19 protein-coding genes, 1 tRNA gene and 1 other RNA gene are annotated in these 20,896 nt (G+C 69.3%); 10 read left to right on the top strand and 11 right to left on the bottom strand.

Annotation, left to right across the window (positions count from 1 at the left end; genetic code table 11):
- Nucleotides 1–42: 42 nt before the first annotated feature.
- Nucleotides 43–422, bottom strand: an RNA gene (rnpB, locus tag ACTIEF_RS08420) — RNase P RNA component class A.
- Nucleotides 423–502: 80 nt separating this feature from the next.
- Between rnpB and ACTIEF_RS08415 the strand changes: the two genes are divergently transcribed.
- Nucleotides 503–709, top strand: a complete 207-nt coding sequence (locus tag ACTIEF_RS08415) for a hypothetical protein (RefSeq protein WP_439471683.1) — start codon at nt 503–505, stop codon at nt 707–709.
- A gap of 83 nt (nt 710–792) precedes the next feature.
- Here ACTIEF_RS08415 and ACTIEF_RS08410 read toward each other — a convergent pair whose 3' ends face one another.
- The 3 genes from ACTIEF_RS08410 to sppA form a co-directional block, all read right to left on the bottom strand.
- A complete protein-coding gene (locus ACTIEF_RS08410) occupies nt 793–1,554 on the bottom strand; it encodes an N-acetylmuramoyl-L-alanine amidase (RefSeq protein WP_439471682.1) in 762 nt (253 codons plus the stop codon).
- 13 nt (nt 1,555–1,567) lie between these two features.
- Nucleotides 1,568–1,888: a hypothetical protein gene (locus ACTIEF_RS08405; protein WP_439471681.1), complete on the bottom strand. Its 321-nt coding sequence runs from the start codon at nt 1,886–1,888 to the stop codon at nt 1,568–1,570.
- Between the two features lie 105 nt (nt 1,889–1,993).
- Entirely contained in the window at nt 1,994–3,775 is a 1,782-nt protein-coding gene (gene sppA / locus ACTIEF_RS08400) for a signal peptide peptidase SppA (protein WP_439471680.1), read from the bottom strand.
- A 224-nt stretch (nt 3,776–3,999) separates the two neighbouring features.
- On the opposite strand from sppA, the gene panD reads away from it, so the two are divergent.
- Nucleotides 4,000–4,356, top strand: a complete 357-nt coding sequence (gene panD, locus ACTIEF_RS08395; RefSeq protein ID WP_439471679.1) for an aspartate 1-decarboxylase — start codon at nt 4,000–4,002, stop codon at nt 4,354–4,356.
- 56 nt (nt 4,357–4,412) lie between these two features.
- Nucleotides 4,413–4,688 (top strand): hypothetical protein, encoded by a 276-nt coding sequence (locus tag ACTIEF_RS08390; protein ID WP_439471678.1) that lies wholly within the window; start codon nt 4,413–4,415, stop codon nt 4,686–4,688.
- A 186-nt stretch (nt 4,689–4,874) separates the two neighbouring features.
- On the opposite strand, the gene ACTIEF_RS08385 is transcribed toward ACTIEF_RS08390, so the two are convergent.
- Nucleotides 4,875–5,684: an SIMPL domain-containing protein gene (locus ACTIEF_RS08385; RefSeq protein WP_439471677.1), complete on the bottom strand. Its 810-nt coding sequence runs from the start codon at nt 5,682–5,684 to the stop codon at nt 4,875–4,877.
- 219 nt (nt 5,685–5,903) lie between these two features.
- Between ACTIEF_RS08385 and ACTIEF_RS08380 the strand changes: the two genes are divergently transcribed.
- A tRNA-Ile gene (locus tag ACTIEF_RS08380) sits at nt 5,904–5,976 on the top strand.
- Nucleotides 5,977–6,637: 661 nt separating this feature from the next.
- On the opposite strand, the gene ACTIEF_RS08375 is transcribed toward ACTIEF_RS08380, so the two are convergent.
- Entirely contained in the window at nt 6,638–8,125 is a 1,488-nt protein-coding gene (locus ACTIEF_RS08375; protein ID WP_439471676.1) for a hypothetical protein, read from the bottom strand.
- A 15-nt stretch (nt 8,126–8,140) separates the two neighbouring features.
- Nucleotides 8,141–9,625, bottom strand: coding sequence for a tetratricopeptide repeat protein (locus ACTIEF_RS08370; RefSeq protein ID WP_439471675.1), 1,485 nt, complete (start codon nt 9,623–9,625; stop codon nt 8,141–8,143).
- A gap of 277 nt (nt 9,626–9,902) precedes the next feature.
- On the opposite strand from ACTIEF_RS08370, the gene ACTIEF_RS08365 reads away from it, so the two are divergent.
- From ACTIEF_RS08365 to ACTIEF_RS08340, 6 genes are all read left to right on the top strand, one after another.
- On the top strand, nt 9,903–10,403 hold the full coding sequence (locus ACTIEF_RS08365; protein WP_439471674.1) for a GAF domain-containing protein: 501 nt from the start codon (nt 9,903–9,905) through the stop codon (nt 10,401–10,403).
- A gap of 182 nt (nt 10,404–10,585) precedes the next feature.
- Nucleotides 10,586–11,263 (top strand): SDR family NAD(P)-dependent oxidoreductase, encoded by a 678-nt coding sequence (locus ACTIEF_RS08360; RefSeq protein ID WP_439471673.1) that lies wholly within the window; start codon nt 10,586–10,588, stop codon nt 11,261–11,263.
- Nucleotides 11,264–11,273: 10 nt separating this feature from the next.
- On the top strand, nt 11,274–12,095 hold the full coding sequence (locus ACTIEF_RS08355; protein WP_439471672.1) for an HpcH/HpaI aldolase/citrate lyase family protein: 822 nt from the start codon (nt 11,274–11,276) through the stop codon (nt 12,093–12,095).
- A 91-nt stretch (nt 12,096–12,186) separates the two neighbouring features.
- A complete protein-coding gene (locus tag ACTIEF_RS08350) occupies nt 12,187–13,305 on the top strand; it encodes a beta-ketoacyl-ACP synthase III (protein WP_439471671.1) in 1,119 nt (372 codons plus the stop codon).
- Between the two features lie 116 nt (nt 13,306–13,421).
- Complete coding sequence (locus tag ACTIEF_RS08345; protein ID WP_439471670.1) at nt 13,422–15,626, top strand: TonB-dependent hemoglobin/transferrin/lactoferrin family receptor; 2,205 nt, start codon at nt 13,422–13,424, stop codon at nt 15,624–15,626.
- A 48-nt stretch (nt 15,627–15,674) separates the two neighbouring features.
- Nucleotides 15,675–16,688, top strand: coding sequence for a DUF6607 family protein (locus tag ACTIEF_RS08340; protein ID WP_439471669.1), 1,014 nt, complete (start codon nt 15,675–15,677; stop codon nt 16,686–16,688).
- Between the two features lie 52 nt (nt 16,689–16,740).
- Here ACTIEF_RS08340 and ACTIEF_RS08335 read toward each other — a convergent pair whose 3' ends face one another.
- The 4 genes from ACTIEF_RS08335 to ACTIEF_RS08320 form a co-directional block, all read right to left on the bottom strand.
- Nucleotides 16,741–18,375, bottom strand: coding sequence for a DUF4166 domain-containing protein (locus ACTIEF_RS08335; protein ID WP_439471668.1), 1,635 nt, complete (start codon nt 18,373–18,375; stop codon nt 16,741–16,743).
- On the bottom strand, nt 18,372–18,800 hold the full coding sequence (locus ACTIEF_RS08330; RefSeq protein ID WP_439471667.1) for a thiol-disulfide oxidoreductase DCC family protein: 429 nt from the start codon (nt 18,798–18,800) through the stop codon (nt 18,372–18,374). The genes ACTIEF_RS08335 and ACTIEF_RS08330 overlap by 4 nt, the downstream gene beginning before the upstream one ends.
- 70 nt (nt 18,801–18,870) lie before the next feature.
- Nucleotides 18,871–19,260, bottom strand: a complete 390-nt coding sequence (locus ACTIEF_RS08325) for a RidA family protein (RefSeq protein WP_439471666.1) — start codon at nt 19,258–19,260, stop codon at nt 18,871–18,873.
- Complete coding sequence (locus ACTIEF_RS08320; RefSeq protein ID WP_439471665.1) at nt 19,257–20,879, bottom strand: M28 family peptidase; 1,623 nt, start codon at nt 20,877–20,879, stop codon at nt 19,257–19,259. The genes ACTIEF_RS08325 and ACTIEF_RS08320 overlap by 4 nt, the downstream gene beginning before the upstream one ends.
- Nucleotides 20,880–20,896 lie beyond the last annotated feature (17 nt).

Here is a 20,896-nt window from a genome sequence, read left to right as displayed (position 1 = left end):
CAAGCAGCGAAGCCCCGCGGGCCGAGCGATAGGACAAGAAAAATGGTCAGACGGCCTGTAAGCCGGGTTCTGTTCCGCTCCGAAGAACGGCGACGATCATTCCTCTGGACCGGCCATTGCTGACCGGTTCTCGCGACCTACCCGGATGCTCTCGGGCGGTGAGCCCTGCAGGCCGAAGCCTACGCGACATCCCTATTCGGTCTTGCTCCAGGCGGGGCTTGCCATGCCGGTCCTGTTGCCAGTCCCGCGGTGGGCTCTTACCCCACCCTTTCACCCTTCCCCCCCTCGCGAGGGAGGAGGTTTGCTTTCTGTGGCGCTATCCCTCGGGTCGCCCCGGGCGGGCGTTACCCGCCGCCTTTTCACCGTGGAGCCCGGACTTTCCTCGACGGAGCAAGCCCCGCCGCGACCGCCCGGCCGTCTGACGCGCGGACTGATGCCCCTCCCGGCGCTGGGGGTCAACCGAATGATACCCGCGACGCCCGGTTGCGCTAGCCATCCGGCGATGGCCCAGCCCACCCCGACCGCACCCGTCGATCCCGCGACCGAGACCCCGGCCGAACGCGAAGCGCGTCTGGCATGGGGGCGGGCGCGGATCGCGGAAGCGGAAGAGGATATCGCCGCCGGGCGCGTGATTGGCGGTCAGGAAGCGCTGGACTGGCTGGACGGCTGGACCGCCGGCGAAAATCTTGAAGACCCGGACATCGGCTAGATGACCGACCACAAGCTGGACGAACAGGCCCTGGAGGTCACGGTCATGCGCGTCTTCGGCCTCCGTCAGAACAGCCCTGAACCCTAGTTCAGCACACCCGTCGCACTTTCCGCCGTCGCCAGTTGCAGCACCCCCATCAGGGTCGCGCGCGTCTCGCCGTCGGCGATCCCGTCCACCTGACCCGGCCGCCAGTGCCGCTGGAAGGCCTCAACGGTCGCCCTGGTCGGCGCATCGTATTCGCCGCCCGGCTGCAGGGCGTAGCCCAGCCGATGCAGGCCGGCGCGCAGCACGATGACGCCCAGCCCTTCATCGCCCGGCCCCAGCGGCGCGCCCAGGGCGGCGATCCGCTCCTGCGCCGGTTCGAACCACAGGCCGTGGCCGACCGCCGCCAGCCGCCTCCACGGGAAGCGCTCGCCCGGATCCTGCTTGCGCTCGGGCGCGAGGTCCGAGTGGCCGATGATGCGGGCGTCCGGAATGGTCCAGCGGGTGCGGATGTCCGAGATCAGGCTGATCACCGCGTCGACCTGCGCCTCGGGGAAGTCGCGATAGCCGAACTCGTGGCCCGGATTGACGATCTCGATGCCGATGGAGGCCGAGTTGCAGTCGGTCTCGCCCTGCCAGGCGCCGCGTCCGGCGTGCCAGGCCCGGCGCGCCTCGTCGACCAGCCGCACGATGCCGCCGTCCTCGGTCACCAGATAGTGGGCCGAGACCTCGGCGTTCGGATCACACAGGCGCGTCAGCGCGGCCGCGCCCGTCTGCATGCCGGTGTAGTGCAGCACCAGCATGTCCGGCGGCGACCGGCGACTGTCGAAATTGGGGGACGGAACGTCCTTGACGACCAGCATGGCGGCGATGGCCTCAGCGGCCCGTTCGCTCCCAGCCGTAGGCGACCCAGGCGTCGCCTTCCTTGCGGGCCTCGATGATCCCGTCGTCGGCGCGACGGTTGCGGCGGGTCATGGTGCGGCGGGCGCGCATGGCCAGACCGGCGAAGAAGACCAGAACGGCGGCGATCACGGCGATCACGGCCACGGCGGCGGCGGTCACCACCGCCAGCACAGCGCCCACGGCCATGGCGACCAAGGTCGCGACAAGGCCGAACAGCCACACCACCGGCGCAAGCAGGCCGTTGGACGGGCGCCGGGCGGCGGCGCCGAAGATCAGGCGTTCGGACTGGGTCATGACTTCACCTTCAAGGGCGCTGCGAACAACGCCGAACCCACAATGTCGGTCCGCGAACCCTCCGGGTCAATGCGCGACCGCTTCACAGGCGAGTGTCTGATCGCCTCAGTACGGCTGCTCGGCCAGCACGGACGCGCCCGCGGCCCGCGCCCGGTCGGTCTCGATGCGACGAACCGCCGCCTCAGCCTGCGGGTCGTTCATGACCCCGCCGATGCCGATCAGCACCCGCGCCGCCTCGCTGGACACGCCGAAGGCCTTGGACAGGGCCTCGAACGGCGAGCTCGGCTCCGGATAGCGTTTGAAGCGGACCTCGGTCCCGGCCGAAATGTTCGCCAGCGCCCTCGCCTTGGCGATGGCCTCTTCCAGACCGCCCAGCTGGTCGACCAGGCCGATGCCGTGCGCCTGGGCGCCGGTCCACACGCGGCCGCGCGCGATCTCGCGCACCCGGGCGGGCGGCAAGCGGCGACCCGTCGAGACGCGGGCGATGAACTCCTCATAGGTCCGGTCGATCTGGGCCGAGAAGGCGGCGCGCTGGGCCGGGGTGAATTCTTCCGAGGGCGAGAAGGCGTCGGCGTATTCGCCGCCGACCGACAGATGGCGCATGTCGATGCCGAAACGGCCCAGAGCGTCGGCCAGCACGAACTTGCCGCCGAACACGCCGATGGAGCCGGTCAGGGTCGTCGGCTGGGCCACGATCCAGCTGGCTTCCGAGCTGATCCAGTATCCGCCCGACGCGGCGTAGTCGCCCATCGACACCACCACCGGCTTGCCCGCCGCCTTGGCCGCGCGCACGGCGGCCAGGATCTGTTCCGAGGCTTCCGGCGAGCCGCCCGGCGACGAGACCCGGAAGACGATGGCCTTCACGTCCTTGTCCTCGATGGCGTCATGGATGGCCTTTGCCGTGTCGTCCGAGGTGATGGACGAGCTGTCGCCGAACGGGCTTCCGCCGCCGCCGCGACCGGTCACGATGGCCCCCTCGCCGCCGACGATCGCGATGGCGTCGCGGCCCGATCCGGCGCGCTCGCCGATCGAGGCCGCATAGTCGGCGAAGTCCATGATCTCGGCGCTGCTGCCGGCGCGGCGCTTGATTTCGGTCTGCGCCTCCTCGACCTGGCCGATCTTGTCGATCAGGCGGCGTTGCAGGGCGTCCTGCGCCGAGTACGGTCCGGCCTCGATGGCGGCCTTCAGCTGCGGCAGGGTCTGTTTGCGGTCCTGCGCGGCGGCGCCCAGGGCGCTGTCATAGATGGACGTCATCCACGCCGTCATCGCCTCGCGGTGGGCGGCGGTGAAGTCGCTCTGCGTATATTCGTTGACCGCGTTCTTGTACTCGTAGCGCTGCTCGAACTGGGCGTTGACCCCGTACTTCTCGAACGCCCGGCCCAGGAAGATGCTGTCCGCCGAGAAGCCCGCCAGCTGGAAGCTCGCGGTGTTCTGCATCCACAGCTCCGTGGCCGAGGCGCCGACCATATAGCTCGACACCGTCGTTCCGACCGGCTGGAAGCCCTGGCTGTGGGCGATGACCTGCTTGCCCGCGCGACGGAAGCGACGCACCGCCTGACGGATCTCATCCGCCGCCGCCGGGGTGATCCCGGCTTCCGGCAGGCGGATCAGCAGGGCCTTCACCTTGTCGTCCTTTTCGGCCTGCGCCAGCGTGTCCACGATCTGCATCGTGGACAGCCCGCCCCCGCCGAACACGGCGAAGGCGTTGGTCGGCGCCTGGTCGGTCAGCCCGTCGCGCAGGTCCAGTTCCAGCACCGTCTGCGCCGGCGTCGGCTCCTTGGAGCTGACGGAGGCGACGACGACCATCAGGAAGACGAACGGGATCACCACGAAGAACAGCAGCAGCCCGGCGAACACGCCGGCCATGGTCAGGAAGAATTGCTTCATGGGGCGACAGGTCGTCCGGGGCGCGGGCCGGGTCATGGCCACATTTTGACCATAGAGGGGCAGGCGTTTCGGTCAAATGAACGTCGCGTAACGGGCGAATGCGCCGCAGCATGCACATGGTGCGCTGCCGAAAGCCGTGATTGATGCGGCTCTCCGAAATCACTATATCAGCCGCCTGCGAGCGGGGGCCGATCGCCCCGCGTCATGTTCGGACCGCACTCCCTATGCTGGTCACGCTTATGAAGGCCAAACTTCACCGCGCCACGGTGACCCAGGCCGACCTCGACTACGAGGGCTCCATCGCCATCGACATGGACCTGCTGGATGCGGCGGGCATCTTCCCGCACGAGCAGGTCGATGTCCTGAACATCACCAACGGCGCCCGCTTCACCACCTACGCCATCGAGGCGCCGCGCGGCTCCAAGGTCATCGGCGTCAACGGCGCCGCCGCCCGTCTGGTGCAGAAGAACGACAAGGTCATCGTCGTGACCTACGGCCAGCTGCCCTCGGAAGAAGCCCGCCAGTGGTCGCCCAACGTCGTCCTGCTCGACGACGACAACAACATCAAACACGCCTCCTGATCGCGGCTTGACGCCGACCCGTTCGCGGCCTTCCCTCCCCTTTCGGAGGACCGGCCATGACGCGTGCGATCTCGAACCTGCGCTGGGCGCTGTACGGCGGCTATCTGCTGGCGGTCGTCATCGCCATGATGATGGCCTTCACGCCCGGCCTTGAGCTGCTGGGCCTGCCGCCCGAGCGCGTGACCTTCATCCCCGCCATGATCACCGGCGCGCCCTGGAGCCTGCCGCTGCTGCTGATCAAGCTCGACTCGGTCACCACCCTGGCCATCGTCATGGTCGCCAACCTGCTGAACGTCGCCATCGGGCTGATGCTGGTGAAGGCGCAGGACTGACGCGTGGCTAGTGGCTAGTGGCTAGTGGCTAGTGGCTAGTGGCTAGTGGCTCAGGTGAAGCACGATCCAGACAGAAAGAAGCCCCGCCCGGCGAACCGGACGGGGCCTTTTCTTCGAAGCTCGAGAGCGGCGACGGCAAACTAGCCACTAGCCACTAGTCACTAGCCACTCCCCAACCTCCAGCGCTTACCGCGCCAGATCATAAACCCCCGTGATATCGATCCGCACGGTCAGCTCGCCGGCGGCGATCGGGGTCGAGTCGGCCGCCATCTCCATGCGCGCCGCCATGGCGTACATCGGGCGAGGCGGTTGCGGGGCGTAGCCGCCGCCTTCGGTCAGCGAGCGGATGCCGCCCAGCGGCGTGCCCAGGGCCTGCGAATACAGGGCCGCCTTGGCCTGCAGGTTGCGCACCGCGATCTGGCGCGCCTGGTTCTCGGCCGCCGACGGATCCTTCAGGCCGAAGCTGATGCCGTTGATCTGGTTGACCCCGGCGGCGACCACGGCGTCCGCCGTCGAGCCGACCTTGGTCAGGTCGTTGATGACCACGGTCACCTGGTTCGAGGCCTGATAGCCCCGCAGACGCGGCGGGTTGTTCTCGACGTAGTCATACTGGGCCGACAGGTTCAGGCCCGAAGTCTGCACGTCGCGCTCGCTGATCCCGGCGCGACGCAGGGCGGCGATCACCTGGTTCATCCTGGTGGCGTTCTGGGCCATGGCCTCGGCGGCGGTCGGGGCTTCATTGACCACGGCGAAGGTGATGGTCGCCATGTCCGGCGTCGCCTTGACCTCGCCATAGGCCGAGAGGTTCAGGCTCGGACGCTCGGTCACCGCCTGGATGGTCAGGGGCGCGCCGCCGTTCGGCTGCGACTGGGCGTGGGCGGCCGGGGCGGCGACCGTCAGGGCGACCGCGGCCATCAGCGCGCCGCCGATCATCAGGGCGCGGTTGGAGACGGCGGGCGTCGCGGCGGCGGCGACAGCGGCGGGACGGCGGATCATCGGAGAGGCTCCATGAGAGACGAGTTGTCGTTGCGAACACCGTCGTCGGCGTTCGTGTTCCAACCATGGCCGTTCCCGCCTGAACGCGCGGTCAGGGTCCGCTGGCAGAATCCATTCATCTGCGTGAAATCGCCGACAGATCGACGGCGAAGGCGCGGCGTTGAACCGGGGCGCTTGGCAACCCGCCGTTGCTCCTGCTAGGCCGTTCCTCCGCTCCGGGGGCCCGTAGCTCAATGGTTAGAGCCGACCGCTCATAACGGTCTGGTTGGGGGTTCGAGTCCCTCCGGGCCTACTGGGCGTCGCCGGTCGGGGCGTCAACGCGACCGCAAGCGCCAGAAGACCGCCGAAGATCAGGACGCCCTGCCAAGTGTCGGCTAACAGCCGTTCGGGCGGCAGACCGTCGATCAAGGTCATCGCGAAGTTGAAGCCCGCGACGACAATCATCGATCCCATGAACCACAAGCCCGCTTCGACCCACCGCGTCCGGGGCCGCGCGGACCAGCCGGCGTATCGCGTAACAACCTGCTGCACAGCGAGCAGCAGGATTCCGGAGACGGCGGCGTTGACCACCGCGTAGCGCGCGATCCAGCCCATATCACTCAGGCTAACAGGCCAGCGCCAAACGGCTTCCCCCAGGACCCGCACCATCAGGATCGCCAGCGCCCAGCCGCCCAAGGCCAGCAGCAGCAGCTCAAGACCGCCTGAGCGGCTCGGGAATCTCCCACGGAGCCCGGCGACGGCGAACACCGACATGAGCAAGCCCGTCAGCAGGTAGGGCAGGGTCAAGGCTACAAGCTGCGGCCAGAACGGCCCGTATATATCCATCCCGACGTAATCGATCTGGGGCGATCCGACGTAGGGAACGAGATCAATTGCTGTCCCGACGACGTGCAACCCGGTCAGCAACAGGAAAAGGTAGAAGCCCTTTCCGGCCACCCGCATGGCGGGACCGATCACCGCCCCCAGAATCCACCCCCGCCGCCCCGGCTCCAGCGATCCTCGCCGCGATAGCGGTCGTCCTGCACATAGCGGCCGTCGCGGTCGTACCAGCCGTCGCCGTTCTGGTAGTCGTCGTAGCCGTCCAGCCGGTAGCCGTCGTCATAGTAGTCGACGCCCAGCATCCCGTCCTCCTGGCTCCACCAGTCGCGCGGGTAGGAGCCGCGGGCGCACTCCCAGCCGTCGCCCGGACGCCAGTAGGGCTCGTAACGGCCACGATAGCGGTCGCGGAACTGCGGGCGGCAGACATATTGCGACCAGACCCGGTTGCCGCTGGCCTGCACATTGGCGCGGCTCTCGCGATAGATGACCTCGCGCATGCCGGCGAAGACGTTGTTCACGATCACCGCATTGCCCGCAGCCGCCGCCACGCCGACCGTGGTCGCGCGCACCCGGCTGTCGGCCAGGCGCAGCTCGCCGCTGTACAGCACGACGCCCTTGTCCGAACGGCAGACGCGGCTGTTCTCGATGGAGACCGAGGCCCCCTCGACCACCACGCCCTCGACGAAGCCGCAGACGGCGGTGTTGTCGATTTCAACCCGGCCATAGTCGCGGCCGGCGCGCACGATCACGCCGATGCTGCGCGGGCCGAAGGCGTTCGGCGCATTGGTCCCCTTAAGCGTGGTCGCCGACAGGCGCGAGGCCGGTCCGGCGGCGGGGGTGATCTCGATGCCCGACTGCGACCCCGACACCACGGTCTCCCAGGTGTTCAGCACCGCGCCGTCCGCGACGATGGCGGGGGCGATGGTCTGGGCCTCGATCACGGCGTTGCGGATGTCCAGCAGGCCGCCGTCGGCATAGATCGCCGCCTCATCGCCCGCGTGGCGGAAGCCGACGCGGTTCATGACGATCTCGGCGCCGTAGCCGACGATGCAGGCGGCGTCGCCCGCGCGCGGCGAGGCGAAGACCATGTCACGGATCTCGACACGAACACCCTGGGCGACCGTCATGCACGGGAAGCCGTCCGGCGCCTGCAGGGTCGGCTCGCCCGTCCGGGCCCAGTCGCGCGGATCAAAGCCGCCCTCGCCGATGATGGTCATGGGCTTTTCGATGTTCAGCCAGCCGACGCAGGCGCCCGCCCGCGAGCGGATCACCAGCGTCCCGCCCGGCCGCACCCGGCGCACGGCGTCCTCGACGGCGCCCGTCCCCGGATTGCCGCCACAGTCGACCAGCACGATCTCCTCCCCGCCCGGACGCAGCGGCGGATAGCCGGGACGCCCCCAGTCGGGCCGGTGACGACCATAGTCATAGCGGTTGCGGTCGCGCCGGTGGCGCACCGTCCGGGTCGGCGGGTCCAGCAGGACGCCGAAATTCGGACGCGTCTGGCTCTCCACCTGCGCCGCCGTCTGGGCGTGCACGGGCTCGGGCGCCATCGTGAAGGCCAGCACCCCGGCGGCTGCCGCCGCCATGCCGCCGATCAGGCTGAAGGATTTGCGGGTCGTCATGGGTTCACGCCCTCCTTAGCGGCGCTGCGAACGGGAAACCTGGGCCAGCACGGCCTGCAGGCGGCCCGCCGACGGGCCGAAGCCCGACAGGGCCGAGTCGATGCGGAAGGCCACGGCCTGCGCCTTGTCCTGATCCGCCACCCCGGCGACGCCCAGGGCGAAGTAGCTGGACATGGCGAACTTGGCCTCGGGGCTGCCCTGACGCGCCGCCTCCTCGAACCATTTGAAGGCGCGGGCGTAGTCGGCGGGCAGGCCGATGCCCTCGGCGTACATCACCGCAAGCACCAGCTGCGCCTCGGACGAGCCGTTCACCGCCGCCAGCTGGATCGCGCGCACCCGCTCCAGATAGGACAGGCGTCCCTCCATCGGGTGGCCCAGCATGGCCTCCAGCGTCTCGACCTGCCGCTTCGACAGGTCCTCGGGCCGCTGGGCCGCCGTCTCGGTCACGCCCAGATAGCGCAGCGCGCGGCCCACATGAATGAAGGGCAGCTCGGTCGCCATCCGGCCCAGCGCATATTCATAGGCGTCGCCGCGCGGGCGGCTTTCATCCGAGAAGGGCACGCCCGACTGCGGCGCGGTGTTCGGATAGAACTCGAATGGCGGCGTCCACTGGCGCGCCTTCACCTCGACGAAGCGCTGGTACTGGGCCCGGCTCGGCGCCGAGCGCTCGAAGTCGCGCATCAGCACATAGGCGCCCACGTCGCCGGTCTGCACCGCAAGATAGTTGTAGAGATAGGCGTCCACGTCATTGCGCTGGAACAGGCTGGTCGCCGCCGGATAGCCGCGACGGTTCCGCTCACGGCCCTGCCCCCGGTCGGGGCTGCCCCGACCCCAGGCCTCGCGCGCCTCGCGATTGTCCTCGGGCTCGCCGAACGGGCCGTAGAGTCCGTCATGCAGGCGGGCCAGGGTCCGGTAACCGCCCGCATCCTGCGTCGACAGGATGTAGATCACCCTGTCGCGCACCGCCTCCTGCTCGTCCAGCGTCATCGCCGACAGGGTGCGGTCCAGCTTGCGATAGGCCTCGTGCCGCTCGAACGCCCGGCAGTCGTCATAGCGCGACAGCGGACGCCAGCCGCCCCAGCCGCCCCGGCTCACGCGGTTGATCGGGGCGTAGCCCTGGTCATTGGCCAGGGCCATGGCCAGCCAGGTGGCCGACTCGATCGGGTCCTCGATGTTCTTGTCGGTCGCCCGCACGGCGGAATAGCGCGCGCCCAGCTCCAGCTGGGCGAAGAAGTCGTTCTGGAAGGCCGCGCGGCGCAGGGCGCGCAGGCCGGTTTCCTGGGCGTTGAACTCGCTGCCGGTCATCGAGGCCGGGCGCGGACAGCTGTTGGCTGCCGCGTCGTCGCGGCCCTGCCAGAAGCGCACGCCGTTTCCACGATCGCCGCACGACGCCATGCCCAGCGCGGTCAGGGCCAACACGCCCGCGACGGCGGCCACGGCGATGGGGCCCCGCGAATTGGAACGCGAGCGTCTTCCGTGATCGCCTTCGCCGTCAGCCATAACCCCTCACACCCCGATCAGGCGTCCCCGCCCGCACCCGTTAACCACGTTCGTTAACCCTTGCGGGACTGCGACAGTCCGGTCCGGTTAAGAACCTGTCAAGGTTAACGCCGTTTCGCGACAAAGCGTTGCCGCATAGCGGCCATTTTGTGCCCGAACGCGAGTTGTCCACGGGAATCAGCGGCTTGAGAACTCGCCTGACAGGCGAAAACGCGCGGTCTCGCTTCCCGCCGGGCATCCTCCTATATGCGACGGACCCCGCCGGAGTTCCTGCCTGATGTCCTACGTCGCCCGCGATGACCGCCCCGCCGACAAGGCCGCCCGCTATGCGGAGGTGGAGGCGGAAATCCTCGCCGTGCTGGACGGAGAGCCCAACCGCACCGCCCGCATGGCCACCGTCGCCTCCATGCTGGCCGACGCCTTCCCGGCCTTCTTCTGGACCGGTTTCTACGTCGTGGACGAGGACAAGACCGAGGAACTGGTGGTCGGCCCCTATCAGGGCACCCTCGGCTGCCTGCGAATCGCCTTCAGCCGGGGCGTCTGCGGCGCCGCCGCCCGCACCCGCACGACCCAGATCGTCGAGGACGTCCACGCCTTCCCCGGCCACATCGCCTGCGACCCCCGCTCGGCCAGCGAGATCGTGGTCCCCGTCTTCGACGCCTCGGGCGCCCTGATCGCGGTTTTCGACGTCGACGCGACCGTTACGTCCGCTTTTGACGCATCGGACGCCTATGCTCTGGAAGCCCTGATGGCCAAGGTCTTCGCGGGCGCCGCCTGACCGTCTCGACCGTCTATCCATCTGATAGACGATCACCCGGATGATATTTTCCGGTTTCGTTGTTTTTACTGAGTTTTCCCGGATCCCGATAGACGGGATAGACGGATTAGACTGTTTTTCAAAACCGTCTATCGGTCGCCCATCCGGGGTCTTCGCACCCGCTTTTTCCGTCGGAGGTTTTCATGTCTGACCGCGTTGTTCTGGTGACCGGCGGCCACGGCGCCCTCGGCGCCGCCGTCGTCGAGGCCGCTCTCGCCCAGGGGCTCAAGGTCGCCATCATCGACCACGCCCGGGGCCATGCCGTGCCCGAGGGCGTGCTGGAACTCGGCGGCGTGGACCTGACCGACCCGGCCTCGGCCCAGCAGGCGGTGGACGCCGCGGGCGACCATTTCGGCCGCATCGACGCCCTGCTGAACATCGCGGGCGGCTTCGTCTGGCAGACAACAGAAGACGCTTCTCCGGCCTGGGACAGGATGTTCGCCCTGAACCTCTCCACCGCCCTCAACGCCAGCCGCGCCGCCCTGCCCTGGCTCAAGGCCTCGGACGAGGGCCGCATCGTCAACGTCGGCGCCAACGCCGCCATCAAGTCCGCCGCGGGCATGGGCGCCTACGCCGCCTCCAAGTCCGGCGTCCACCGCCTGACCGAAAGCCTGGCCGAGGAGCTGAAATCGACCTCGGTCACCGTCAACGCCGTCCTGCCCTCGATCCTCGACACCGAGCAGAACCGCGCCGACATGCCCGACGCCGACCCGTCCAAATGGGTCGCCCCCGCCGACCTCGCACGCGTGATGCTGTTCCTCGCCTCCCCCGAAGCGCGGGCGGTGACGGGCGCGCTGGTGCCGGTGGTCGGAAAGGTTTGAGCTCAAGGGCATGAGATCCGCCCTCTTCCTCCCCGCCACCAACCCGCGCGCCATCGAGAAGGCCCGCACACTGGACTGCGACGTCGCCATCCTCGACCTCGAGGACGCCGTCGCGCCGGAGATGAAGGCTCAGGCCCGCGCCGCCGCCGTTCAGGCCGTCCGCGAGGGCGGCTTCGGCCCGCGCCTCGGCGTCCGGATCAACCGGCTCGACACCCCGTGGGGCGCCGACGACCTCAAGGCCCTGACCGGGGCGGGCGCCGGCCTGATCGTCGCGCCCAAGGTCAGTGACGCCGAGGCCGCCCGCGCCCTCGCCGAGGCCCTGCCGCTGGGCGCCGTCCTCTGGGCCATGATCGAGACGCCCCGCGCGCTGCTGAACCTCAACGCCATCGCCGAGGTCGAACGGCTCGAGGCCCTGATGTTGGGCGTCAACGACCTGGCCGTGGCCCTGCGCACCGGCCCGTCGCCGGACCGCGAACCGCTCAAGCCCTGGCTGGCCGCCGCCGTCGCCGCCGCCCGCGCCAACGGCCTGCTCGCCCTCGACGGCGTCTACAACGCCTTCAGCGACCTCGAGGGCTTCGCCGCCGAATGCGCCCAGGGCCGCCTCTACGGCTTTGACGGCAAGAGCCTGATCCACCCCTCCCAGATCGCGCCCGCCAACGCCGCCTTCGGTCCCTCGGAGGCCGAGATCGCCCACGCCCGCGCTATCGTCGCCGCCTTCGCCGCGCCCGAGGCGGACGGCAGGGGCGCCATCCCGATCGACGGCCAGATGGTCGAGCGTCTGCATCTTTCGGAAGCCGAACGTGTCCTCAGCCATCTCGACCGGAGACATTGAGAGGCCTATCTAGTCCGTCCAGAAACAGTACGCGCGCCCCTCAAGTAGCGAGGCGCCGCGCGCCGAGCGTTAGGGGCGCTTAAGGAAACCTATGACCAACGCCGTCATCGCCGCCACCGGGCTGTTCACGCCTGACCAGTCCATCTCCAACGAAGAACTGGTGGCCGCCTACAATGCCTACGCCGACCGCTTCAACGAGCGCCACAGCGCCGAGATCACCGAGGGCGACGTCGCCCCCCTGACCCACTCCTCGGTCGAGTTCATCGAGAAGGCCTCCGGCATCAAGTCGCGCTTCGTGCTCGACAAGGCCGGCGTCCTCGACCCCGAGCGCATGGCGCCGAACATTCCCGAGCGCTCCAATGACGAGATCTCGGTCCTCGCCGAAATGGCCGTGAAGGCCGCTCAGGAAGCCATCGCCGCCTGGGGCAAGCCGGTCAGCGAGATCGGCGCTGTCCTGTGCGCCGCCTCCAACATGCAGCGTGCCTATCCGGCCATGGCCATCGAGGTCCAGCAGGCGCTGGGCATCGAGGGCTTCGCCTTCGACATGAACGTCGCCTGCTCCTCGGCCACCTTCGGCCTGAAGACCGCCGCCGACTTCATCGCCTCCGGCTCGGTCAAGGCGGTGCTGATGGTCAATCCGGAAGTCTGTTCGGCCCACCTGAACTTCAAGGATCGCGACAGCCACTTCATCTTCGGCGACGTCGCCACCGCCGTGATCATCGAATCCGCCGACACCGCCGCTCCGGGCGGCTGGGACATCCTCGGCGCCCGACTAAAAACGAGCTTCTCGAACAACATCCGCAACAATTTCGGCTTCCTGAATAACGCCGCCCCCGAAGGCATCGGCGCCCCGGACAAGCTCTTCGTCCAGCAGGGCCGCAAGGTCTTTAAAGACGTCGTGCCGATGGTCTCCGACATGATCGTCGACCACGCGGGCGAGCTCGGCATCGACCCCACCGGCCTGAAGCGGATGTGGCTCCACCAGGCCAACATCAACATGAACCAGTTCATCGGCCGCAAGGTCCTGGGTCGTGAGCCCGAGGCGGACGAGAACGTCATCATCCTCGACGAATACGCCAACACCTCCTCGGCCGGCTCGATCATCGCCTTCCACCTGCACCACGACGGCTTCGCCCCCGGCGACACCGGCCTGATCTGCAGCTTCGGCGCGGGCTATTCGGCGGGCACGGTCTTCGTCCGGAAGCGCTGAGGGTCCAACCGCCACTGCGACTTATTCGCATCACGTCACAACTCCGTCGCAGTCGCGATTGATTGTGAGAGTCGTTCGCATTAATTGCCGCGCCACCTCTTCAAGCGGGACAATACATGCGCACGCTCCTCCTTTCCGCCGGGCTCGCCGCCCTCACCGTCGCCGCCGCAGCCCCGGCCATGGCCCAGAACGCCCAGCAGGAGCCCACCGAGCTGGCCCCAGTCAGCGTCCTGGCGACCCGCACCGAAGTCCGCCCCGACGAGGCTCCCGCCACCGTCTCGGTCTACACCTCGCGCCAGATCGAGGGCGAGCTGGCCACCGACATCAAGGACCTGATCCGCTTCGAGCCGGGCGTCAGCGTCATCAGCCAGCCCCAGCGCTTCGGCGCCGCGCTCGGCGCCACGGGCCGTGGCGGCAATGAGGGCTTCACCATCCGCGGCATGGGCGGCGACCGCGTCCTGATGATCGTGGACGGCGTCCGCGTCCCGGACGGCTTCGTCTTCGGCGCCCAGAGCGTCGGCCGCGGCGGCTACGCCGACCTCGACCTGATGCGCTCGGTCGAGATAATGCGCGGCCCGGCCTCGGCCCTGTACGGCTCGGACGGCCTCGCCGGCGCTGTCGCCTTCAACACCAAGGATCCGACCGACCTGCTGCGTCAGGGCCAGGACTTCGGCGCCCGCGCCCGCGTCGGCTACAACTCGTCGGATCAGGGCCTGACCAAATCGGGCATGTTCGCCGGTCGCCGCGGCGCCTTCTCGGGCCTGCTGGCCTGGACCGGTCGTGACGCCCAGGAGACCCGCACCGCCGGAACCGTCGGCGGCGCCGGCGCGGCCCGCACCGAAGCCAACCCGATGACCACCAGCTCGGACGCCTTCCTGGCCAAGGGCGTGTGGGACTTCGCGCCGGGCCAGAGCCTGCGCGTCACCTATGACTACTTCGACAGCCAGATGAGCGCCGACGTGCTCAGCGGCCGCTCGGCCACCGTCACCGGTCTGTTCGCCGACGACACCACCACCCGCGAGGGCTGGAGCGTGGGCTGGCGCGGCAAGGACGTCTTCGGCTTCGACAGCGGCCGCCTGACCATCTACGGCCAGACCGCCGAGACCCGCCAGTACACCTTCGAGGACCGCACCCCGGCGGTGGATCGCAGCCGCGACAACACCTTCGACAACGAGGTCTTCGGCTTCTCGACCGACTTCACCCGCACCTTCGGCCTCAACCGCATCACCGTCGGCGGCGACTGGTCCGAGACCACCCAGCAGGGCGTCCGCTCGGGCACCGTCCCGCCCGCCGGCGAGACCTTCCCGACCAGCGCCTTCCCCAAGACCGACTTCACCCTGGGCGGCGTCTTCCTGCAGGACGAGATCGCCCTGCTGGGCGGCGACCTGCGCATCGTCCCGGCCGTCCGCTGGGACAGCTATGAGCTGAACACCGCCAACGACCCGCTGTACCCCGGCCCGCGCGCCGACCAGTCGGACGACCACATCTCGCCCAAGCTCGGGGTGGTCTGGTGGGGTCACGACAATTTCGGCCTGTTCGCCAACTGGGCTGAAGGCTTCAAGGCCCCGACCCCGAGCCAGGTGAACAACTACTTCGCCAACCTGGCCTTCGGTTACACCTCGGCCCCGAACCCCAACCTGAAGCCGGAAACCAGCCAGGCCATCGAGTTCGGCGTCCGCATGCGTGACGTCTCCCTGTTCGGCGCCGAGGTCTCGGGTCAGGCCGTGGTCTTCAAGTCGGACTACAAGGACTTCATCAGCCAGCAGGTCGTCTCCGGCGCCGGCACCCCGACCAACCCGCTGGTCTACCAGTGGATCAACTTCACCGACGTCGAGATCCAGGGCTTCGAAGCCCGCGCCAACGCCTACTGGGACAACGGCTTCAGCACCCGCTTCGCCTTCGCCTATGCGGACGGCGAGACGACCAGCGCCGGCGTCACCCGCCAGCTGCCCAGCATCGACCCGATCAAGGTCGTGTTCGGCGTCGGCTATGACGAGCCGCAGGGCCGCTTCGGCGGTCAGGCCGTGCTGACCTGGTCCGAAGCCAAGGACGCCGCCGACACCGACGGCCTGACCTCCTGCTACAACGCGACCAACCCGGCCCTGGGCTGCGCCACCGGCGACGACTTCGCCCTGGTCGACCTGACCGCCTACTGGAACATCAACGACAAGGTCACGGCTCGCGCGGGCGTCTTCAACGTCTTCGACGAGACCTACAGCTGGTGGAGCGACATCCGTGGCGTGGCCGCCAGCTCGGCGGTCAAGGACGCCTACACCCAGCCGGGCCGCAACTTCGGCGTTTCGCTGGCCTTGCGGTACTGATCACGCCAGACGATAACGCGACTGACTCGCATTCGAAGGACCTGTCACATGCGCCAAGCCCTGATGCTCACCACCGTTCTGGCCGCCGCCCTCGCGGCGTCCGCCCCGGCCTTCGCCGAGACCGCCCCAATGGCGATCTCGGGGGCGACCCCGGTGGACGCCCCGGCGATCAGCCAGTTCGAGCGGGATCGCCAGTCGATCCTGGCTCAGGCCGGCCAGTGGCGGGTCCGCTTCGACATGCGCGAGAACGTCAGCTTCCGCGCCGGCTATGAGCCGCTGGAAGAGAAGCTGTCGGCGGGCGACGAGATCGTCCGCGTCGTCTACGACGACGGCAATCGCATCAGCCTGCAGCACATCCTCGTCATGAGCGATGATGCGGGCAACCACATGGTCATCAAGCACTGGCGTCAGGACTGGGTGTACGAGCCCGAGACTGTCCTGACCTACGCCGGTCCGAACCGCTGGACCGTCACCCCGGTGTCGGCCGAGGACCGTCGCGGCGCCTGGTCGCAAACCGTCTGGCAGACCGACGACAGCCCGCGTTACGGCGGCGTCGGCCACTGGGCCTATGACCACGGCCAGTCGGAGTGGACCTCCAACCCGACCTGGCGTCCGCTGGCCCGCCGCGACGCGGTCCGCAACCCGATCTACGACCGCTATCTGGGCACCAACCGCCACGCCCTGACGCCGCAGGGCTGGGTCCACATCCAGGACAACGTCAAGATGGGCCAGGCCGAGGGTGACGGGGGCGATCCCGTCGCCATCGTCCAGGAGGACGTGATCAACACCTACCGCCGGGTCGACAACTACGACCCCGCGCCGGGCGACGCCTACTGGACCGCCACCAAGGACTACTGGGCCGGCGTCCGCGCCGCCTGGGACGAGGTCGCCGCCCGCAACGGCGGCATCTACCTCGAGGAAGAAGCCAACCGCGGCGCCGTCACCGGCAAGCCGCTGATGGACTGGGCCGAAGAGATCCAGGCCGGAACCCTGACCACGGAAGCGGGCATCGCCCAGGCTCGTGACCTGATCGGCCGCGCGACGGTGGCCCCGGCTTCCTGAGCCGATCACTGGCGCGAGTGGGTAAAGGGGGCGTCGGGGGGACGCCCCCTTTTCATGCCCGCTCCAGCCAACCCCGATACCGCACCAGCCGCCCCAGCAGGGGCGCGGTGATGGTCACGTCGAAGACGAAGCGGCCCTCGGCGTCCACCTCCTCGAAGGCCTCGGTGGCCGGGCACAGGAAACGCGGCAACGGGATCGGCCCGGCGCGCCAGCCCTCCACCCGATAAACCAGACGCCCGCCCTCGGGGGTCAGCCTCAGGCCCATGCTCAGCGGCCCGAACCGCTCGCTGATCCGCCCGCCCTCGCGCGGCCGCGACAGGCGGCTGGCGAAGCCGTGGCCGCCGATGCGCCGCCGCCAGATCGAGCGCTCGCCGTCGGCGTCGATGGCTACCTCGGCCTCGCAGTCCGCCTGCGCCCTGGGGAAACCGATCACCCATGCGGCCAGCGCCGCCAGCGGCCCGGACGCCCCCTCGGTCATCGCCCGGCCCCGCCACAGCGACCGTCCCGGCGTCTCATGCAGCGCCCGGATCGGCTCCGGCAGGCTGTCAAAGGCCGAACCGATGGCGCGGGGATAGAGACCACGCTCCGTCATGGCTTCGGTCGCCAGCCCATGGGGCGCCATCTCCTCGGTGATCGCCTCCAGCGGCAGGACGCCGACGCAGGCCCGCGCACCCGGCGCCACCCGTCCGGCGTCGATGGCGCGGATGGCGGCCAGCGCGGGCAGGCTGGGCGTCACCGGCCCCTCCCCCGGCTCGGCGACCAGCCGCCAGACGGCCCGCGCCGCCCGGCCCTGCCCGTCCACGCCCAGCGCCTGCACCCGCATGGCGCCGCGATCCGACCCGCTCACGGACTGCAGGCTCGCCAGCGTCAGCAGCGTCCTGGCCAGCGGCACGGGATTGAACCGAAACAGGCTGACCAGACGGCCCAGCAGCCAGCCTTCCAGATGCAGGGTCCACGGCTCCATCCCGGCCAGGAACAGGGCCCGGTCCCTCGGCGCGAACCGGGCCGGGAACAGGTCGAGGTCCGGGGTCTCGCACAGCGACACCCGCCGCACGCCCGCCGCGCCGAAGTCGCGCCGGTACAGGCCGCTCCAGCCCCGCCGCATCGTCCATACGCCGTCGTCGAAGACCATGACCGGGCGGCCCATCCACGACAGGATGGCCTGCATGACCGACAGTCCCTTGGGCGCCCGCGCGCCCGGCGAAATGGCGGCCTCGACCGAGACCACCTCGCGCCAGCCTTCAGTCAGTCGATCCAGCACGGCGTTGGACAGGGCGGGCGTCGAACTGCAGCCGGTCAGGGCGACCACGCCCGCGGCCCGCGCCGCCTCATCCAGCGCCGGGAAGGCGGCGACGAAGTCCCGCCCGTCGGCCAGGTCGACATAGTGCAGGCCCGCCGCGATGGCCGCCCGCGCCGTCGTCGGCTCCGCGCCCTGGAACGGCCCGGCCATGTCGGCGACGATGGCGGCTCCGGTGGCCTTGAGTTGCTCCGGCGTCAGGGTGGCGGTGTCCAGCGCCGCGACCGCGACGTCACCGCCCGGAAAGGCCGCCCGCAGCCGCCCGGCCACGTCCTCAGCCCGCGCCCGGCTACGCCCCGCCACGACCACGCCCAAGCCATGCCGCAGCAGCCCCTCCGCCAGCCGCGATCCGAACACCCCGCCCGCACCGATCACCAGAACTGTGGTCATGCGAGGAAGCGCGCCCGATCTTCCGGCGACGGGACCATGCAGGCGTCGGTGCGCCCGAAGATCGCGTACCGGTTCTTCGCGATCAGGTCATAGGCCGGGTCCCGCAGCCACCGGGGCGCGGCCTTCAGCGCCGCCAACGCACGGGTCTTCGGTAAAGCGCCCAGCACGCTCAGGGCGGCGTCCGATTTGAAATGGATGCGGCGGTTCAGGATCAAAGCGTTGGTTTCGGGTTCATCCGGATTGATCCCGTATCGCACCGCCAGCGCCCGCCCTGCCTCAGACTGGATGGGCAGGAAGCGGAAGCGGCCCTCGCGGTCATGCGCGATCACGAACCGCACCCACCGTGAGCAGAAGACGCAGACCCCGTCGAACAGGATCAGGCCGTCGGGTTCATCCGGTGCAGGCTGCGGCGACCAACGGCTCATGGGCGGATTGTGGGCGGGTTGCCGAACCGGAGCAATGCGGCATTCCTCCCCTTCAGGGGAGGAACTGCGATCAGGCCGCCGCCACCGCCTCGATCTCGACCAGCCAGCCTTCCTCGAACAGGCCCGTCACGATCACCGTCAAGGCCATCTGCCGCCCGCCCAGCCGACGCAGGCGCACCTCCCGGTTCGGCAACGCATAAGTCCGATCCGACAGGTAGGTCGTCACCTTCACGAGGTTGTCCAGCGTCATGCCGGCGGCGCGCAGTTGGGTCTCGACATTGTCCCAGACCTGTTCGCACTGGCCGGTGAAGTCCGTGGCCAGCGAGCCGTCCGGGGCGACCGGAATCTGGCCGGACAGGTAGAGCCAGCGGGTCGCCCCGCTGACTTCACACGCCTGAGCGTATTCGCCCTCCGCCGGCGGCGAGCCGTCGCCGGTCAGAGGGCGGATCGACAGGGTCACTGGCGCGCGTTGTCCGAGCGGGCGCGGACCTGGGCGAACTCCGAGGTCGGCTTCCACTGCGGCCAGTCCGAGCTGTTCGCGAGGTCCAGACCCAGGTGATACAGCAGGGTCAGGTTCTCGACCGCCGAGGTCAGGTCCCAGTCCGCCGACCATTCGTCCGACGGCTTGTGGTAGTCGGCGGCGAAGCGGGCGCGCCACGCGGCTTCGCCGGCTTCACGCCCGCCCTCGACCCAGTCCCAGCCGTGCCAAGGCATGATCGCCGGCACGCCCATGCGGGCGAACGGGAAGTGGTCCGAGCGGTAATAGAAGCCCTGCTCCGGCTGGTTGTCGTCCGAGACATAGCGGCCCAGCGGGGCGGCCAGCGCCTCCAGACGATCTTCCAGATCATTCTGGCCCTTGCCGAAGATCGGGATGTCGCGGGTCGAACCGGACAGCGGCAGCATGTCGATGTTGATGTCGGCGACCGTGGTCTCCAGCGGATAGACCGGGTTGGCGGCGTAGCCATAGGCGCCCAGCAGGCCCATTTCCTCGGCCGCCATGTGGGCGAAGACGATGGTGCGCTTGGGACGCGGGGCGGCGCTCAGCTGACGCGCCATCTCCAGCACGCCGATGGTGCCCGAGGCGTTGTCCCAGGCGCCGTTCCAGATGTTGTCGCCGGTCACGCCCGGGTGTTGGTCGGCGCCGCCGACGTGGTCCCAGTGGGCCGAGTAGATGATGGTCTCGTCCGGGTGCTCGGTACCGGGGATCTTGGCCAGCAGGTTGTGGGTGACCAGGGTGTCGATGGTCTCGGAGATGTCCAGCGACAGGGTGACGCCGTTCAGCGCCACGGCCTTGAAGGTCCCGCTGGCGGTGTTGGCGAAGCTGTCCATGCCCAGGCCGGCGGCCGAGGCCATGGCGCCCGCCACGTCGTGGTTGATCGCGCCCGAGAACTCCAGGTCCGCCGCGCCCGGGGTCAGGGTGCGGGTGCGGTTGGCGCCGCGGGTCAGGCCCTGCCACTGGGGCGAGCTGGCGGGGGCGGCGATCAGGGTGATCACGCCGACCGCGCCACGGCGGAAGGCCTCATCGGCCTTGTAGGCGCCCGACTGGTAGTTGGTGGCGTAGTCGCCGTTGAACACGGGGCCGTCCGGCTCGCCCGCGATGACCACCACGACCTTGCCGCGCACGTCGAGGCTGCCGTAATCGTCCCAATTCCGCTCGGGAGCGGTGATGCCGTAGCCGGCGAAGACCACGCCCGCATTGCGGATCGAGGCGCGGCCGTCGTTGGTCGCGGCGCGCAGGGTGATGTCGGTTCCGACCGTCAGGGCGTGGCTCTGGCCATCCGGGCCGGTCCAGCTGGCCGTGCCGCCCGCGACGGGGGTGTAGCGCTTCAGCTCGACCGGCTGTAGCCACTGGCCGTTCGGCCCGCCCGGTTGCAAGCCCATGGCCTCGTACTGGGCCTGCAGGAAGGCCAGCACCATCCGCTCGCCCTCGGTGCCGGGATAGCGGCCTTGGTACTCATCGGCGCTGATGGTGCGGATGTCATTGCTGATGCGCTCGGCCGAGAAGCTCTGGGCGTTGGCGGCGCCGGCGGCCAGCAGGACGGCGGCAAGGGCGATGCCGCCCGTCAGTTTGCGAAACATAGTGGGAAGCTCCATCC

The organism is Brevundimonas sp. (genome assembly GCF_051858995.1).
Classification (GTDB): Bacteria; Pseudomonadota; Alphaproteobacteria; order Caulobacterales; family Caulobacteraceae; genus Brevundimonas.
Note: the sequence above shows the minus strand (reverse complement) of the source record. Positions and strands in the feature narration are given on the sequence as shown.

Excerpts from the sequence above, each read along its gene's own strand:
- sppA (WP_439471680.1), bottom strand. The coding sequence starts at position 3,775 with ATGAAGCAATTCTTCCTGACCATGGCCGGCGTGTTCGCCGGGCTGCTG.
- ACTIEF_RS08365 (WP_439471674.1), top strand. The coding sequence starts at position 9,903 with ATGTCCTACGTCGCCCGCGATGACCGCCCCGCCGACAAGGCCGCCCGC.
- ACTIEF_RS08405 (WP_439471681.1), bottom strand. The coding sequence starts at position 1,888 with ATGACCCAGTCCGAACGCCTGATCTTCGGCGCCGCCGCCCGGCGCCCG.
- ACTIEF_RS08320 (WP_439471665.1), bottom strand. The coding sequence starts at position 20,879 with ATGTTTCGCAAACTGACGGGCGGCATCGCCCTTGCCGCCGTCCTGCTG.
- ACTIEF_RS08385 (WP_439471677.1), bottom strand. The coding sequence starts at position 5,684 with ATGATCCGCCGTCCCGCCGCTGTCGCCGCCGCCGCGACGCCCGCCGTC.
- ACTIEF_RS08375 (WP_439471676.1), bottom strand. The coding sequence starts at position 8,125 with ATGACGACCCGCAAATCCTTCAGCCTGATCGGCGGCATGGCGGCGGCA.
- ACTIEF_RS08415 (WP_439471683.1), top strand. The coding sequence starts at position 503 with ATGGCCCAGCCCACCCCGACCGCACCCGTCGATCCCGCGACCGAGACC.
- ACTIEF_RS08340 (WP_439471669.1), top strand. The coding sequence starts at position 15,675 with ATGCGCCAAGCCCTGATGCTCACCACCGTTCTGGCCGCCGCCCTCGCG.
- ACTIEF_RS08370 (WP_439471675.1), bottom strand. The coding sequence starts at position 9,625 with ATGGCTGACGGCGAAGGCGATCACGGAAGACGCTCGCGTTCCAATTCG.
- panD (WP_439471679.1), top strand. The coding sequence starts at position 4,000 with ATGCTGGTCACGCTTATGAAGGCCAAACTTCACCGCGCCACGGTGACC.
- ACTIEF_RS08355 (WP_439471672.1), top strand. The coding sequence starts at position 11,274 with ATGAGATCCGCCCTCTTCCTCCCCGCCACCAACCCGCGCGCCATCGAG.
- ACTIEF_RS08360 (WP_439471673.1), top strand. The coding sequence starts at position 10,586 with ATGTCTGACCGCGTTGTTCTGGTGACCGGCGGCCACGGCGCCCTCGGC.
- ACTIEF_RS08390 (WP_439471678.1), top strand. The coding sequence starts at position 4,413 with ATGACGCGTGCGATCTCGAACCTGCGCTGGGCGCTGTACGGCGGCTAT.
- ACTIEF_RS08345 (WP_439471670.1), top strand. The coding sequence starts at position 13,422 with ATGCGCACGCTCCTCCTTTCCGCCGGGCTCGCCGCCCTCACCGTCGCC.
- ACTIEF_RS08335 (WP_439471668.1), bottom strand. The coding sequence starts at position 18,375 with ATGACCACAGTTCTGGTGATCGGTGCGGGCGGGGTGTTCGGATCGCGG.
- ACTIEF_RS08410 (WP_439471682.1), bottom strand. The coding sequence starts at position 1,554 with ATGCTGGTCGTCAAGGACGTTCCGTCCCCCAATTTCGACAGTCGCCGG.
- ACTIEF_RS08350 (WP_439471671.1), top strand. The coding sequence starts at position 12,187 with ATGACCAACGCCGTCATCGCCGCCACCGGGCTGTTCACGCCTGACCAG.
- ACTIEF_RS08330 (WP_439471667.1), bottom strand. The coding sequence starts at position 18,800 with ATGAGCCGTTGGTCGCCGCAGCCTGCACCGGATGAACCCGACGGCCTG.